The following is a 15127-nucleotide window of genomic DNA, read 5'->3' on the forward strand; positions in this document are numbered from 1 at the left end:
AAAGGCCAGAAGAGCCTTAACAACACAGACAGGCACAAACAGGAAAATCACATGGTAGATCAGGTCAAAGTCGCCGCCGCAGAAGAGGCGGAGTCTGAACAGTCGCTACGGCGAAATCTCACAAACCGTCATATTCAGCTTATCGCCATCGGCGGTGCCATTGGCACTGGGCTGTTTATGGGATCGGGCAAAACCATCAGCCTTGCCGGGCCGTCGATCATTTTCGTGTATATGATCATCGGCTTTATGCTCTTTTTCGTGATGCGGGCAATGGGCGAGCTGCTGCTCTCGAATCTCGAATACAAATCCTTCAGCGACTTCGCGTCCGATCTGCTTGGCCCGTGGGCGGGCTATTTTACGGGCTGGACCTACTGGTTCTGCTGGGTGGTCACCGGGATGGCGGACGTCGTTGCGATAACGGCCTATGCGCAGTTCTGGTTCCCCGGCCTGTCGGACTGGGTGGCCTCGCTGGCGGTCATCGTTCTGCTGCTGAGCCTTAACCTCGCCACCGTGAAAATGTTCGGCGAAATGGAGTTCTGGTTCGCGATGATCAAGATTGTCGCCATTGTGGGGCTTATCGTCGTCGGCCTGGTGATGGTGCTGACGCACTTCCAGTCGCCAACGGGCGTTCAGGCCTCGTTTACCCATCTGTGGGACGACGGCGGCTGGTTCCCTAAAGGCATTAGCGGCTTCTTTGCGGGCTTCCAGATTGCGGTGTTCGCGTTTGTCGGCATTGAGCTGGTGGGCACCACGGCAGCGGAAACCAAAGATCCGGAGAAATCCCTGCCGCGCGCCATCAACTCGATTCCGATTCGCATCATCATGTTCTACGTCTTCGCGCTGATCGTGATTATGTCCGTAACGCCGTGGAGCTCGGTCGTGCCGACCAAGAGCCCGTTCGTTGAACTGTTCGTGCTGGTCGGGCTGCCTGCTGCGGCGAGCCTGATTAACTTCGTGGTGCTGACCTCAGCGGCTTCCTCCGCGAACAGCGGCGTGTTCTCCACCAGCCGCATGCTGTTCGGCCTGGCGCAGGAGGGCGTGGCGCCGAGCGCGTTCGCTAAGCTCTCTAAGCGCGCGGTACCGGCGAAAGGGCTGACCTTCTCCTGCATCTGCCTTCTGGGCGGCGTGGTGATGCTCTACGTGAACCCGAGCGTGATTGGGGCGTTCACCATGATCACCACGGTCTCCGCGATCCTGTTCATGTTCGTCTGGACCATTATCCTGTGCTCATACCTCGTGTACCGCAAAAAGCGTCCACAGCTGCATGAGAAGTCGATCTACAAGATGCCGCTGGGCAAGCTGATGTGCTGGGTGTGCATGGCGTTCTTCGTTTTCGTGCTGGTGTTGCTCACGCTGGAAGACGATACCCGTCAGGCGCTGATTGTTACGCCGCTGTGGTTCATCGCGCTGGGGCTGGGCTGGCTGTTTATCGGTAAGAAACGTATGGCGGGCATAAGGTAAAAGCAAAACGGCAACTTCGGTTGCCGTTTTCAGTTTTTGCACCCCCTACCCGTGGGAGAGGGCCGGTGTGAGGGCATCAGGCTGTAGCGGCCTTTTTTTATTCCCCGGACAGGGCGCGCGGGAACAGCACGTTATTCTCAAGGCTGATGTGTTCCATCAGGTCGTCGATCGTTTCGTTAATGCCGTTATACATCGCTTTCCACGTGGTGCACGCTTCCGGCGGCGGCGTCACGTTGTTGGTGGTGTGTTTAATCACTTCCAGCAGCTCGCCCGCGTCATCATGTTCGCTCTCCATCACGCTGATGGGCCCCATCGCCTGGCTGCCCATGCCCTGCTTAATCATCGGGAACAGGATCTGCTCCTCTTTCATCATGTGGCTGGAAAGCTCTTCGTGCAGCATGGTCAGGTATTTCGCCAGGCCGCGCGGAACGGAAGGTTTATCGGCGTGAACGCGCTCCACTTTGGTTGCCTGCATAATCAGCTCCGGCAGCTGCTCGCGGTGGCGGTCGTGGTAACGCACAATGATGTGATCGATGATTTCCGCAAGCGGTGCGGCACGCCAGTCTTTCTCTATCGGCTGTTCGGCCAGCTTTGCCAGCTCGGCTTCAATAACCTCAACGTCCAGCTCCTTGCGCGAGGCGGCGCGCGCCAGCGTCTGCTTACCGCCGCAGCAGTAGTCCATGTCGTATTTACGGAACAGCGCGGAAGCGCGGGGGATGGAGAGCGCCAGCTCGCCCAGGGGTTGGTCGCGGAAGGCCATAGCAGTTACCTCGTTATCAAGAATATAAGATGCATATTAAATGCATCTTTAAGCCGAGGCTATAACCCTTTAGAGGCAAGGGTGAAAATGTTATGCCGATCACAAAAAAATCTTATTCATTAACCTGCTGAATGAACGCGGGAATTTCCTTTCGAAAGTTTTTAAAGGCGCAGAGGCCGTAAACAACCCGCTTCGCCTGCCGATAGATACAGGTCTGACAATATATCCTGCACATACAAGGCCAAGCATGTTTAAACGTATAAAAGTGATAACCCTTCTGATCTCGGTGCTGCTCGTCCTCGGCGTCATGCAGCTGATCTCCGCCGGCATTTTTATTAATGCGCTCAATAACGATAAGCACAATTTCACGGTGTCCCAGCTTTCCAGCCAGAACGTTGCTGAATTTACCGACGCGTGGATCAGCCTGAACCAGGCGCGCGTGACCCTGAACCGCGGCATGCTGCGCCTGCAAAGCAGCATGGCGAACCAAATTAACGGCGGACAGCTGAACGAGCTGGTCACCACCGCGAAAAACCTGCTGGCCGACGCGCAGGCGCATTACGACAAATACTACGCGCTGCCGGAAACGCCGGGCATGGACGAGAGCCTCGCGGATCGCCTGGAGGCGGAATACCGCAACTACTCCTCGACGCTGGCACAAATGAACACCCTGCTGGCGCAGGGCAACCTGGAAGATATGTTCAAGCAGAATGCCGAACAAAAGCAGGTGGCGATGCAGCGCGTCTACGGGGAATGGCGCGAGGCGCAGGCAAAGCTCACAAACGCCGGCATTAAGGATAATGAGAGCGACTACAAGCGCATTATGTGGACGCTTTCCGCGGTCATGATCCTGGTCATTGCCGTCATTATTACCAGCTGGATCGCGATGCGTCGGGTGCTGCTGCTGCCGCTGCAGGACGTCATCAGCCATATCCGCGCGATTGCCGCAGGCGATTTAACCCAGCCGATTCAGGCGGAGGGAAAAAATGAGATGGCCATCCTTGCGCGCAACGTGCAGGAGATGCAAACGTCGCTGGCGAACACGGTCGGCGCGGTGCGTGAAGGCGCAGATACCATTTACACCGGGGCCGGCGAGATTTCGGCGGGCAGCAACGATCTCTCCTCCCGCACCGAGCAGCAGGCGGCGTCTCTGGAAGAGACGGCTGCCAGCATGGAACAGCTGACCGCGACGGTGAAGCAAAACGCCGACAACGCCCGTCAGGCCTCTCGTCTGGCGCTTGACGCGTCATCCACGGCGAAGAAGGGCGGCAGCGTGGTCGAAGGCGTGGTGCGCACGATGGATGAGATCGCCACCAGCTCCAGCAAAATTGCCCAGATCACCAACGTGATCGACGGCATTGCCTTCCAGACCAACATTCTGGCGCTGAACGCGGCGGTGGAAGCGGCGCGGGCGGGCGAGCAGGGGCGCGGCTTTGCGGTCGTGGCGGGCGAAGTGCGTACCCTCGCCCAGCGCAGCGCGCAGGCGGCGAAAGAGATCAAGGCGCTGATCGATGATTCCGGCGAACGCGTCAGCGCGGGATCCCAGCTGGTGAATGAAGCCGGGTCAACCATGGCGGAGATTGTGAATGCAGTCACCCGCGTCACCGACATCATGGGCGAAATTGCGTCGGCCTCCGACGAGCAGAGCCGCGGTATCGATCAGGTGGGTCAGGCGGTTGCCGAGATGGATCGCGTGACGCAGCAAAACGCCTCGCTGGTGGAAGAATCTGCCGCGGCGGCAGCCGCGCTGGAAGATCAGGCGGCGCGCCTGAACGAGGCCGTCGCGGTGTTTAAAATTACCCGCAGCCAGGCGGTAAAAGCCGCACCGGTGAAAACCTATGCCCCAAAAGCGCAGCCGGTAGCAGCGGCGCCTGAAGCGAACTGGGAAACGTTTTAACAACATGCCGGGTGGCGCTGACGCTTACCCGGCCTACGGTTTTATAGGCCCTGCAAGCGAAGCGCCGCCGGGCAATGCTCACACATCCGACGCCGGAACCACCGTTGGTTTTTCCGGCTTTGCCCTCACCGCTATCACCACGCCCACCACCAGCAGCGCGATCCCGCAGGCCGTCAGCAGCGGCGGCACGCTCTGGCGCATCAGGAACGTATACAGCAGCCCGGCCAGCGTTTCGAAGACGATCAGCGGCCCGAGGATCACCGTCGGCAGCTTCTGGCTGGCAATGTTCCAGCACAGCGCGCCGACCCAGGAGCACAGCACGGCGATGACGATCATCAGCCCGACGAACACCCACGGGCGCGGCCCCAGCGGCAAAGCAAACTCTGGCTGCTGGCTCCCCAGCCACAGGCAGGCGCCCGCGTAGCCTACCAGCGAGACGGGAAGCGTCACCAGCGCCTGTGCCGTGGCCCACATCATCGGGTGTTTGTCCGGGTTCTCGCGCAGCCAGCGGGCGTTGCGCAGGGCATACCACGCCCAGCACACCACGGACACACAGGCCAGCAGAATGCCGGAGACGTAGCGCCACGGGCTAAAATCGGCCAGGCCGTGGCTCAGCTCGGCAATATTCACGCACGCCAGCCCGACGGCAATGCACGCCAGCGCTGGCACCATCTTTACCCACGCCAGCTTGCCGTCCCGCTGGCTATACAGCAGGTTGGCAAAGACGGGGATCACCACCGGCAGCGTGCCGATAATCATGGTAGATACCGGCGCGCCCGTGCGCTGAATGGCGCTCGCCAGGCAGAAGTAGTAGATGAGGTTGCCCATCATGGTTAGCGCCAGCGCGGTGAGCCAGTCCTTGCGGCTCAGCTGGCGCAGCCTCGCGCGGCCAAGCCAGGCGAGAGGAAGGGCAATCAGCCCCAGCGCCAGATAGCGCCCCATGGACTGCAATACCGCCGGGTATTCCGGCACGATCAGAGGGCCGACAAATATCAGCCCCCACATCAGACCTGCAAGCAGGGCATACAACACGCCGCTAATCATCTTTCTTTCCCAATCACTTAACCCGGCATGCAGTCTAGGCAGGAAAACCGCATCCGTATTGTATGAGGTTGCGCATTAGCGCTGAACGACCTGCTTCTGGTAGCGCACGGGCGTAATGCCGTAGCGGCGGGTAAACGCGCGGGTCAGATGCGACTGATCGGTCAGCCCGGCTGCGGCGGCGACGTCGGCGGCGGGCATGCCGCGGGTGAGGAACGCCTTGGCGCGCCAAAGGCGGATGGCCATCAGCATCTGGTGCGGCGTCACGTGGAAATGGGCCTTAAACTGGCGCTGGAAGTGGTACGGGCTAAGCGACACCACGCTCGCCAGCTCGTCCAGCGTCAGGGAATGCATATAGTTATCGTGCAGGTATTCCCGCACGCGCTCGAAGCGATGCACTCCTTCCCGAATAACGGGCGCGTGGCGGGCCAGCGGCTGAAACGTCTCGATCAGATCCAGCAGCAGCCCCTTCTGCGCAAGCGGATCGTCCGTATGCCACAGGCCGTAAATCAGCCGGCCAATCTGGACGGAGCGCAGGGGATCGTACCGCGTGACGTCGCTAAACCACCAGTGGCGGAGGCCGGTCACCTCCTCCAGCAGGTCGGGTTCGATGTAAACCATCCGATAGCGCCAGCCGTCGTCGGTCGCAGACTCCCCGGTATGGATCTCATCCGGGTTCATGGTGACAACGGATTTTTCCGGCGCAAGGTGCTGCGTGCCGCGATAGCGAAAGCGCTCGGCGCCGGTTTCAATCGTGCCGATGCCGAACGCTTCGTGGGTGTGAGGCTCAAAGGCATAGCCGGAGATATGCGCGTGATACAGTTCGATGCCCGGCACCTGCGCCAGGTGGCGAAAGCGCGCGCTGTCTCTCTCATCAATGAACTGGTCCGGTACGCCTTGCACGGTGAGCCTCCTCATAGGTCATCTCTCCATTATCAGAGATGACCCGAGGGGATGCCACAAAAAATAACCAGTTTGTAACATTTACAGGATGGCTTTAATGCTCTCCGAAAGCGGCGTGGTTGGGCGGCCGATCAGCGCGCTCAGGGTGCGGCTGTCGTCGAACAGGCCGCCTTTGGATGCGCCGGTGTCGGAATCCGCCAGCATCTCCGCCAGCCCGGCAGGCAGCCCAACGCCCTTCAGCGCGGCGGCAAAATCGGCCTCGCTCAGGTTCTGGTACGCCACCGGCTTGCCGCTCTGTTTGCTCAGCTCGGCCGCCAGCTCGCTCAGCGTCCACGCGTTATCGCCCGCCAGCTCATAGACCTTGCCCGCGTGGCCATCCTCGGAAATCACCTTCGCGGCCGCTGCGGCGTAGTCCGCACGGGTCGCGGAGGCAATCTTGCCTTCGCCTGCGGCACCGATAAAAACGCCGTGTTCCAGGGCCGGTGGCGCGCTCGCCAGGTAGTTTTCGGTATACCAGCCGTTGCGCAGCAGGGCATAAGGAATGCCCGATTCCGCCAGCGCCTTCTCGGTTTCGACGTGCTCAACGTGCAGACCCAGCGGGGATGTATCCGCGTGCAGCAGGCTGGTGTAGGCAATAAACGTCACGCCAGCCGCTTTGGCGGCGTTAATCACGTTCTGATGCTGCGCGGCGCGCTGGCCCACTTCGCTGGAGGAGACCAGCAGCAGCTTATCCACGCCGCCCAGCGCGGCGGTGAATGCGGCCTGGTCGGCGTAGTCCGCCTGACGAACGATAATTCCCCGCTGGCTCAGCGCGTCGGCTTTCGCCGGGTTACGCACGATGGCCACAATCTGGCCTGCCGGAACGGTTTTCAACAGCTCTTCAATAACGTGCTGGCCCAGCTGGCCGGTAGCGCCGGTAATCGCGATCATGGTAAATCTCCTTCGTGTTTGTCTGGTGTTGTGGCACACTATCACCATAGCTAACTTAAAGTAAGTACGCACAAAAAGGTAAGTATGAAAACAACGAATCCCACGCTCAGCGAACAAATGCGCGACGGCAACCTGTTTGCCGAGCAGTGCCCCTCGCGCGAGGTGCTCAAGCACGTCACCAGCCGCTGGGGCGTGCTTATCCTGGTGGCGCTGCGCGAAGGTACGCACCGCTTCAGCGATTTGCGCCGCAGGATGGGTGGCGTCAGCGAGAAGATGCTGTCCCAGTCTTTACAGGCGCTGGAGCAGGACGGGTTTGTCGATCGCGTGTCGTATCCGGTCGTGCCGCCGCACGTGGAATATAGCCTGACGCCGATGGGCGTTGAGGTCAGCGAGAAAGTCGCCGCGCTGGCGGACTGGATTGAGGTGAATACGCCAAAGGTGATGGAGAATCGGGACGATCGCGCGGCGTGATGCCTTACCTTAACCCACTCCCCGTGGGCCGAGGGCTCCCCACACATTTCAGCCAGTCACAGAACACGCCCTCTCCCTTGAGGGAGAGGGCTGCGGTGAGGGGGAGCATAGGGCTGCTACCTGCTCAAATCCACCTGATAAATGGCAAACCCAATATCATCCGTCGCCACCTTTTTCATCGGATACTGCGCCTTATCCTTAATGAACGCGGCGGCCTTATCGGACGGTGACGTTTCAAAGCGGATATCCAGCGGCGTATCGCTGTGAATTGGCGCGAGACGCCAGTTGTTATCCACTGCCGGATGGATTTCGCCCGCCTTTTTTGACTCCGCGCTAATCCACGCCGCCAGCACCGAGCGGTTCTCGTCCGGTGAGGCAAAGGCGATGTGGCCGTCGCCGGTTCCGGCAAACTTGCCGCCGTAGGCGCGGTAATTGTTGGTGACGACCAGGAACGTGGCGTTCGGATCGATCGGCTTATCGTTAAAGGTCAGGTTTTTGACGCGCTCCGCCTGCGGATTTACCGTCTGGCACTCGCCGTCGTATTTTGCGGGCTGCGTCACGTCGATCTGATACTTCACGCCGTCGATCACGTCGAAGTTGTAGGTGCGGAACCCGTCCCAGTTGATCAGCGACTGCGGTTTACTGCTCTTCGGATCGATCTGGTTAAACTGCCCGGCGGAGCACTCGAGCCACTCCTTCACCTCTTTACCCGTCGCTTTTACTACCACCAGCGTGTTCGGATAGAGGTACAGATCCGCGGCGTTGCGGAAGGTGAGCTGGCCTTTTTCAACCTCAACGTAGCTGGCCGGATCGTTCTTGCGACCGCCCACCTTGAACGGCGCGGCGGCGGAAAGCACCGGCAGCGTTGCCAGGTCCGGATCGCCCTGAATGAAGTGCTCGGCGTAGGCCTTCTGCGCCATGTTGACCACCTGCACGGTCGGGTCATCCTGGACAAGCGCGAGGAAGCTGTACATGTTGTCGGCGGATTTGCCGATCGGCTTGCTGACGAACGCGCGCGTGGCGTCGTGGTCGTGCTTCAGCACCTCGGCCAGCTTTTTATCTTCAGCCGCCAGCGATTTTTTCGCCGCCGCGTCGTAGATTGGCCGCGCTTCGGCTGTAGACTGGGTGACCTTCCAGCTGCCGCTGTCGTTGTTCAACACCAAATCCACCACGCCAAGATGATCGCCCCACATGCCTGGCATCACGGACGGCACGCCGTTCAGCGTCCCCTTTTCGATATCCGCGCCCTTAATGCTGGCGAAATCCTTGCCCGGGAACACCGCGTGGGCGTGGCCAAACAGGATCGCATCCACGCCCGGCACTTCGCTGAGGTAATACACCGAGTTTTCCGCCATCGCCTGATACGGATCGGCTGACAGGCCAGAGTGAGCGACAACGACAACCAGATCGGCGCCTTTTTCGCGCATCTCCGGCACGTATTTGCGTGCGGTTTCGGTGATGTCATTAACGGTCACTTTCCCGTCCAGATTTGCCTTATCCCACGTCATGATCTGCGGCGGCACGAAGCCGATGTAGCCGATTTTCAGCGTCTGTTTTTTACCGTCCTTATCCACGACCTCGGTCTCTTTAATCAGGTACGGGGTAAAAAGCGGCTTTTGGGTCTTAACGTCGATGATATTGGCGTTAACGTACGGGAATTTCGCACCGGCCAGCGCGTCGTGCAGATATTTCAGGCCGTAGTTAAACTCGTGGTTGCCGAGGTTGCCCACGGTATAGTCCAGGGTATTCATCGCCTTGTAGACGGGATGGATCTCGCCTTTTTTCAGCCCCTTCGCCGCCATATAGTCGCCGAGCGGGCTGCCCTGAATTAAATCCCCGTTGTCGACCAGCACGCTGTTTTTCACCTCACCGCGCGCGGCGTTGATCAAACTTGCGGTGCGCACCAGTCCGAATTTTTCAGTAGGGGTATCTTTGTAGTAATCGAAGTCCATCATGTTGCTGTGCAGATCGGTCGTTTCCAGTATGCGGAGATCGACCGTCGCCGCCTGAACGCTGGCCGCAACCAGCGTTGCCAGGAGCGTTGCGCTAAACTTAATCATCTGAGGAGTCCTTTTTCCGATCCAGGCCACAAAAGAATATGTATCTACATTGAGTTACTTACAGAAGTGTGAATCCTGCCAGAAAAAGAAGCGTGTAAACCGGAATTGCTTCACAGATAGCGGAATTGTTCACAATACGATATAAATAAAACAACGAGTTATACCCACTGCGTTAACGAAGAGGTGGAGAATGCTAGATAAAATTTGTCAGCTCGCACGGGATGCGGGTGATGCCATTATGCAGGTGTACGACGGCGCGAAGCCGATGGACGTGGTCAGCAAGGCGGATGACTCGCCGGTGACGGCGGCGGATATCGCGGCGCACGGCGTGATCCTGAGGGGCCTGCAGGCGCTCACGCCGGACATCCCCGTGCTTTCAGAAGAAGCGCCGCAGGGCTGGGACGAGCGCCAGCACTGGCAGCGCTACTGGCTGGTCGACCCGCTGGACGGTACTAAAGAGTTCATCAAGCGCAACGGCGAGTTCACCGTGAACATCGCGCTGATTGAAAAAGGAAAAGCGGTGCTCGGCGTGGTCTACGCCCCGGCGATGAAGGTTATGTACAGCGCCGCGGACGGCAAAGCCTGGAAGGAAGAGTGCGGCGTGCGCAAGCAGATTCAGGTGCGCGACGCGCGTCCGCCGCTGGTGGTGATCAGCCGCTCCCACAGCGACAGCGAGCTGGAGGAGTACCTGCAGCAGCTGGGTGAGCACCAGACAACCTCGATCGGTTCCTCGCTCAAGTTCTGCCTGGTGGCGGAAGGGCAGGCGCAGCTCTATCCGCGCTTTGGGCCCACCAACGTTTGGGATACGGCGGCAGGGCACGCGGTGGCTGCGGCAGCCGGTGCGCACGTCCATGACTGGCAGGGCAAGCCGCTGGACTACACCCCGCGCGAGTCATTCCTCAACCCCGGCTTCCGCGTGTCTCTTTACTGAGCCAGCAGCTTGTGCAGCAGGGCAACCACCTGCTGCACCTCGTCCTGCGTCAATGCGCCGTCTTTTACCCACTGGACGCGGCCCTCTTTATCAAGCACCACAATCGCCGAGCTTTCCTCTTCCAGCTGCCAGGCCTTGCGCGTCACGCCGTTGCTGTCGACGATAAACTGCGACCACGGGTAGAGCTTTTTATTGCTCTCAAGGCTTGAGCGAACAAACATGCCGGAGCCGGGAATGGCGTCATCGGTATTCACAATCGTGGTGGTCTGGTAGCGATCGTGCGGGAATTTCGCGGACTTGATCGCCTCCACCAGCGTGGCGTTTTTCTCTTTTGCAGATGTACGCCCGGCAATATGTTGTACAACTCTCACTTTCCCCGCGAGCTGCGCGCTATTCCACGGTTTGTAGCTAAACTTATCATTGTCGAGAATCAATTCTCCCCGGTCTGCAATACCGACAGGGGGCACGCGTTGTCCTTTCTCAATAGTGTGCGCGCAAGCCCACAGGGGCAGAAGCAGGAGTGCGGCTGCCAGGATGTTACGTAGGGTCATGGTGTTTCCTTATTGTTAGCAGGTGATCCGACCACTTGGTCATGCACTTTTAATCATAAGTGCGATCAATGTGGTTTTCCCGCAATCCCAATGCCAGTTTGCGGGTGAACGCACATATCCATGAAAAAACGACGGCTTATACTGCCCCGGCTCACTGTTTGCAAAGATTATTCTGATTAATTGTAATCAAACGGTAAATAAACTTATGCATACTGGGTATCAATGGTTTTCTGGTCTATAGTCAATGGGCATTAAATTTGCGCTCAGGACAGTCGGGCCGATTGTGGCACCGCAAGAGCGTATGATTCGCAGGAGAGACAAGAATGAAAATTTTCCAACGCTACAACCCGCTTCAGGTGGCGAAGTACGTGAAGATCCTGTTCCGAGGACGGTTGTATATCAAGGATGTTGGCGCTTTTGAGTTCGATAAGGGCAAAATCCTTATCCCAAAAGTGAAGGACAAACAGCACCTGTCTGTGATGTCCGAAGTCAACCGTCAGGTTATGCGTCTGCAAACTGAGATGGCTTAACCAACGTGCTATGCAGTAAGTTGTAAAAAAAAACGGCTCCCCGATGGGAGCCGTTGATGTTTGTGGGGCAGGCACCTTACGCCGACACTTTCTCTTCCGCGTCAGGCATCCGTGGCACCAGCACGGTCGGCTTGTTATCGATGCGCGTCACCAGCAGCTGGTCAATGCGGTAGTTATCAATATCCACCACTTCGAACTTATAGCCGGAGAACTTCACCGAGTCGGTGCGTTTCGGGATTTTACGCAGCATAAACATCATAAAGCCGCCGATGGTCTCGTAATTGCCGGACTGCGGGAACTCGTCGATATCCAGCACGCGCATCACGTCCTCGATCGGCGTACCGCCGTCAATCAGCCATGAGTTATCGTCACGCTGAACAATCTGCTCTTCCAGCCCCTGGCCGACCAGGTCGCCCATCAGGGTGGTCATGACGTCGTTCAGGGTGATAATGCCCACCACCAGCGCGTACTCGTTCATGATCACCGCGAAGTCTTCCCCGGCGGTTTTAAAGCTTTCCAGCGCTTCCGAAAGCGTCAGCGTATCCGGCACAATCAGCGTATTGCGGATCTGCACGCCGCTGTTCAGCGCCAGGCTCTGGTTCGCCAGCACGCGGTTCAGCAGGTCCTTTGAATCCACGTAGCCGATGATGTGGTCAATATCTTCATTACAGACCAGGAACTTAGAGTGTGGATGCTCGGCCACCTTCTGCTTCAGGCTCTGCTCGTCTTCGTGCAGATCGAACCAAATCACGTTTTCGCGCCCGGTCATGGACGACGGTACGGTACGGGACTCCAGCTCAAACACGTTCTCAATCAGCTCGTGCTCCTGCTTGCGCAGCACGCCCGCCAGGGCGCCCGCTTCGAACACCGCATAAATATCATCAGAGGTAATGTCGTCTTTTCGCACCATCGGAATTTTAAACAGGCGGAAAATGCTGTTAGCCAGGCCGTTGAAGAACCACACCAGCGGGCGGAACAGGAACAGGCAGAAGCGCATCGGGTTGATGATGCGCAAAGCCACGGCTTCTGGCGCAATCATACCGATGCGTTTCGGGGTCAGGTCAGCGAAGAGGATGAACAGGCCCGTCACCAGCGAGAAGGAGAGGATAAAGCTCAGCTGCTCGGAAAGTTCAGGCGAAAAGTAGCGTGAGAAGAGGCCGTGAAACACCGGCGAAAACGCCGCATCGCCGACGATACCGCCGAGGATGGCGACCGCGTTCAGGCCAATCTGCACCACGGTAAAGAACATGCCGGGGTTCTCCTGCATCTTCAGAATGCGGGAGGCATTGACGTTGCCTTCATCGGCAAGCAACTTGAGTTTGATTTTACGAGAGGCGGCCAGCGAGATCTCCGATATCGAGAAAAATGCGCTGACGGCAATAAGGCAAAGTATTACTAAAATACTGTTTAACATAGTTTATCTGACTTCTGTCAGATCCTCGGAAGGGAAGTTGATCTTAGTTGTGTGAAAACACATTGAACACCGGTTCGTAGCGTTGAGCCGATTATTTCAGCGGTAGTATAGCGTAAAGACATGTAAATCTGCCAGAGGTCACGTTTTAGCCGACACGCCCGATTTGCCCAGCTGCGGCGTGGCGATTGCTGAAAGATGCAAGCTGCCAGCTACGGCGGTGCGCGCGACGCATTCCGATGACGGTCTGCCGAAAATTAACATTCAATAGATTAATCTTAACGCCAGAGACTTTAAATGTTAATAATCTGATATTTTATTAACTTATGGAGCTTGTCGTTATAATGCATGAATTTTGTAGATTAATATTCTGTCATCGCTGAAAATAGGACAATTCCCGATATTTTTATCGGCATCGTAAGGCATGAGGGTAATAAAAGGCGTGCGAAGCCGTAAAATTGACACTTCTTTGAAAATCTTTGTGTTATATAACTAATGAAATTAACGCAAAAATGTACATCCCGCATATTACAATATTTTCTTAAATAACAATGCGCTTAACATCGCGCAAAAAAGTCGCCATTTCTTCCATTTGTCTAGAAACCACAGGAATTGTCTTATTGTTAACACCTCGTTAACATTGTGGGTATAGTTCTCACTGAAGCGTTTTGTTATGCTTCAGACAAATCTTAAGTTTAACTAATCTAATTCCTGTTTTTTTAATGGGACGACTATCTACACCCTAAATTCAGGTATCGCGAAATCAGGCCCGGATAAATAAGGAGGGTAACCATTGCGGTCGTTATTAATATTTCAGATGGCTACAGCCTGTATTTTATTTATGGGCTTAACCTCAGGGGCCATTTCCAGTAATGGATTACCCGGTGCGGCAACGGTAGAGAAAACCTCGCTGAAGGAGAGCATTTTATTTGCTTTCGATCGCGACCCCTCTATTAACCAACAGGCTGCACAGCTGGGTATCGGGCAGGCGCGCATCGACGAAGCGCGCAGCGGCTGGATGCCGCAAATCTCCCTGACGGGCAGTACGGGACATAGCCAGACGACCGACTCCAGCGGCTCGCTGAAAAACTCTGCGGCCTATGGATTAAGCTTGACCCAGCTGGTGTACGACTTTGGTAAAACCAACAGCGCCATCGACCAGGCTTCCGCCCAGCGCGATAGCTACCGCTATCAGCTGATGGGCACGCTGTCTGACGTGGCGGAGAAGACCGCGCTGAGCTACGTCGAAGTGCTGCGCTATACCGCGCTGACCCAGGCGGCGCAGGAGAACATCGTTGCGCTGCAGAACGTGCAGCGGCTGGCGACGCTTCGCTCTCAGGCCGGGCTCAGCTCTACGTCCGACGAGCTGCAGACAGAAACGCGCATCGCGGGCATGCGGGCAACGGTTGAGCAGTACAAAGCCGCGCTGAACAGCGCCCGCGCGCGCCTGAGCGTGCTGACGGGAATCAACGCCAAAACGCTTGCCCCGCTGCCCGCCTCGCTGGAGGTGGAGGAAGGCGCGCTGGACAGCATTGATTATTCGCTGATCCCGGCGGTGCTTGCCGCGCAAACCATGGAAACGGCGGCACAGCACGGCGTTTCACAGGCCCGCGCCCAGCACTGGCCGACCGTCAGCCTTCAGGGCGGCAGGACGCGCTACGAATCCACCAACCGCGCCTACTGGGACGACCAGATCCAGCTCAACGTGAACGCGCCAATTTACCAGGGCGGAGCCGTTTCAGCCCGCGTCCAGCAGGCCCAGGGCGCACGCGCGATGGCCGCCTCGCAGGTCGATCAGGCCCGTTTCGACGTGCTGCAGAAAGCCTCCGTCGCCCAGGCCGACTGGGCGGGGGCGCGCGGACGCATGCAGGCCGGCATACAGCAGCTGAATAATGCCCTGCGCACGCGCGACGTTTATAAAAATGAATACACCCTGAGCAAAAGAAGTATCAACGATTTACTCAGCGTTGAGCAGGACGTCTGGCAGTCAACGCTGTCGAAAATCTCAGCAGAATATGACGGCTGGAGCGCAGCAATTAATTACGCTTCCGCTATCGATAATTTAATGCCAATCACCGGCATTGAAAAAAACGCTGAAGCAAAACTACCTAGTTTGAGTTAGGTGAACGCGGAGTCATCCGCAGAAAAAATAAAACCGTATCGTATGGGATTATTTCCCAG

General features: G+C 57.4%; 13 protein-coding genes. 6 read left to right on the top strand and 7 right to left on the bottom strand.

Going from position 1 to position 15127, the window contains the following annotated elements; all coding sequences use genetic code 11:
* Window positions 1–51: 51 nt before the first annotated feature.
* The gene (gene cycA, locus DBY73_RS15820; RefSeq protein ID WP_112012023.1) at window positions 52–1461 is read left to right on the top strand and encodes a D-serine/D-alanine/glycine transporter; all 1410 of its coding nucleotides are present in this window, start codon (window positions 52–54) and stop codon (window positions 1459–1461) included.
* A 97-nt stretch (window positions 1462–1558) separates the two neighbouring features.
* Here cycA and ytfE read toward each other — a convergent pair whose 3' ends face one another.
* Window positions 1559–2221 (bottom strand): iron-sulfur cluster repair protein YtfE, encoded by a 663-nt coding sequence (gene ytfE, locus DBY73_RS15825; protein WP_112012024.1) that lies wholly within the window; start codon window positions 2219–2221, stop codon window positions 1559–1561.
* 247 nt (window positions 2222–2468) lie between these two features.
* Here ytfE and DBY73_RS15830 point away from each other — a divergent pair, with 247 nt between their 5' ends.
* Window positions 2469–4118: a methyl-accepting chemotaxis protein gene (locus DBY73_RS15830; protein ID WP_112012025.1), complete on the top strand. Its 1650-nt coding sequence runs from the start codon at window positions 2469–2471 to the stop codon at window positions 4116–4118.
* A 78-nt stretch (window positions 4119–4196) separates the two neighbouring features.
* Here DBY73_RS15830 and DBY73_RS15835 read toward each other — a convergent pair whose 3' ends face one another.
* The 3 genes from DBY73_RS15835 to DBY73_RS15845 all read right to left on the bottom strand — a co-directional run bounded on the left by DBY73_RS15835 (window position 4197) and on the right by DBY73_RS15845 (window position 6992).
* Window positions 4197–5162 (bottom strand): DMT family transporter, encoded by a 966-nt coding sequence (locus DBY73_RS15835; protein WP_112012026.1) that lies wholly within the window; start codon window positions 5160–5162, stop codon window positions 4197–4199.
* A 75-nt stretch (window positions 5163–5237) separates the two neighbouring features.
* Window positions 5238–6062, bottom strand: a complete 825-nt coding sequence (locus DBY73_RS15840) for an AraC family transcriptional regulator (RefSeq protein ID WP_112012027.1) — start codon at window positions 6060–6062, stop codon at window positions 5238–5240.
* A gap of 81 nt (window positions 6063–6143) precedes the next feature.
* Window positions 6144–6992 (bottom strand): SDR family oxidoreductase, encoded by an 849-nt coding sequence (locus tag DBY73_RS15845; protein ID WP_112012028.1) that lies wholly within the window; start codon window positions 6990–6992, stop codon window positions 6144–6146.
* A gap of 84 nt (window positions 6993–7076) precedes the next feature.
* On the opposite strand from DBY73_RS15845, the gene DBY73_RS15850 reads away from it, so the two are divergent.
* Complete coding sequence (locus tag DBY73_RS15850; protein ID WP_112012029.1) at window positions 7077–7463, top strand: helix-turn-helix domain-containing protein; 387 nt, start codon at window positions 7077–7079, stop codon at window positions 7461–7463.
* A 116-nt stretch (window positions 7464–7579) separates the two neighbouring features.
* Here DBY73_RS15850 and DBY73_RS15855 read toward each other — a convergent pair whose 3' ends face one another.
* The gene (locus DBY73_RS15855) at window positions 7580–9523 is read right to left on the bottom strand and encodes a bifunctional 2',3'-cyclic-nucleotide 2'-phosphodiesterase/3'-nucleotidase (RefSeq protein ID WP_112012030.1); all 1944 of its coding nucleotides are present in this window, start codon (window positions 9521–9523) and stop codon (window positions 7580–7582) included.
* Window positions 9524–9713: 190 nt separating this feature from the next.
* Between DBY73_RS15855 and cysQ the strand changes: the two genes are divergently transcribed.
* Window positions 9714–10454 (top strand): 3'(2'),5'-bisphosphate nucleotidase CysQ, encoded by a 741-nt coding sequence (cysQ, locus tag DBY73_RS15860; RefSeq protein ID WP_112012031.1) that lies wholly within the window; start codon window positions 9714–9716, stop codon window positions 10452–10454.
* Here cysQ and DBY73_RS15865 read toward each other — a convergent pair.
* Window positions 10448–11005 (bottom strand): YtfJ family protein, encoded by a 558-nt coding sequence (locus DBY73_RS15865; protein ID WP_112012032.1) that lies wholly within the window; start codon window positions 11003–11005, stop codon window positions 10448–10450. The two genes, cysQ and DBY73_RS15865, sit on opposite strands and share 7 nt — an antisense overlap.
* A gap of 323 nt (window positions 11006–11328) precedes the next feature.
* Here DBY73_RS15865 and DBY73_RS15870 point away from each other — a divergent pair, with 323 nt between their 5' ends.
* Entirely contained in the window at window positions 11329–11535 is a 207-nt protein-coding gene (locus DBY73_RS15870) for a DUF1107 domain-containing protein (RefSeq protein ID WP_003856054.1), read from the top strand.
* Between the two features lie 76 nt (window positions 11536–11611).
* On the opposite strand, the gene DBY73_RS15875 is transcribed toward DBY73_RS15870, so the two are convergent.
* Window positions 11612–12949 (bottom strand): hemolysin family protein, encoded by a 1338-nt coding sequence (locus tag DBY73_RS15875; protein ID WP_112012033.1) that lies wholly within the window; start codon window positions 12947–12949, stop codon window positions 11612–11614.
* Window positions 12950–13787: 838 nt separating this feature from the next.
* Between DBY73_RS15875 and DBY73_RS15880 the strand changes: the two genes are divergently transcribed.
* The gene (locus tag DBY73_RS15880; protein WP_258458743.1) at window positions 13788–15068 is read left to right on the top strand and encodes a TolC family outer membrane protein; all 1281 of its coding nucleotides are present in this window, start codon (window positions 13788–13790) and stop codon (window positions 15066–15068) included.
* Window positions 15069–15127: the final 59 nt, after the last annotated feature.

The organism is Enterobacter sp. RIT418, from assembly GCF_003057745.1.
GTDB lineage: Bacteria > Pseudomonadota > Gammaproteobacteria > Enterobacterales > Enterobacteriaceae > Enterobacter.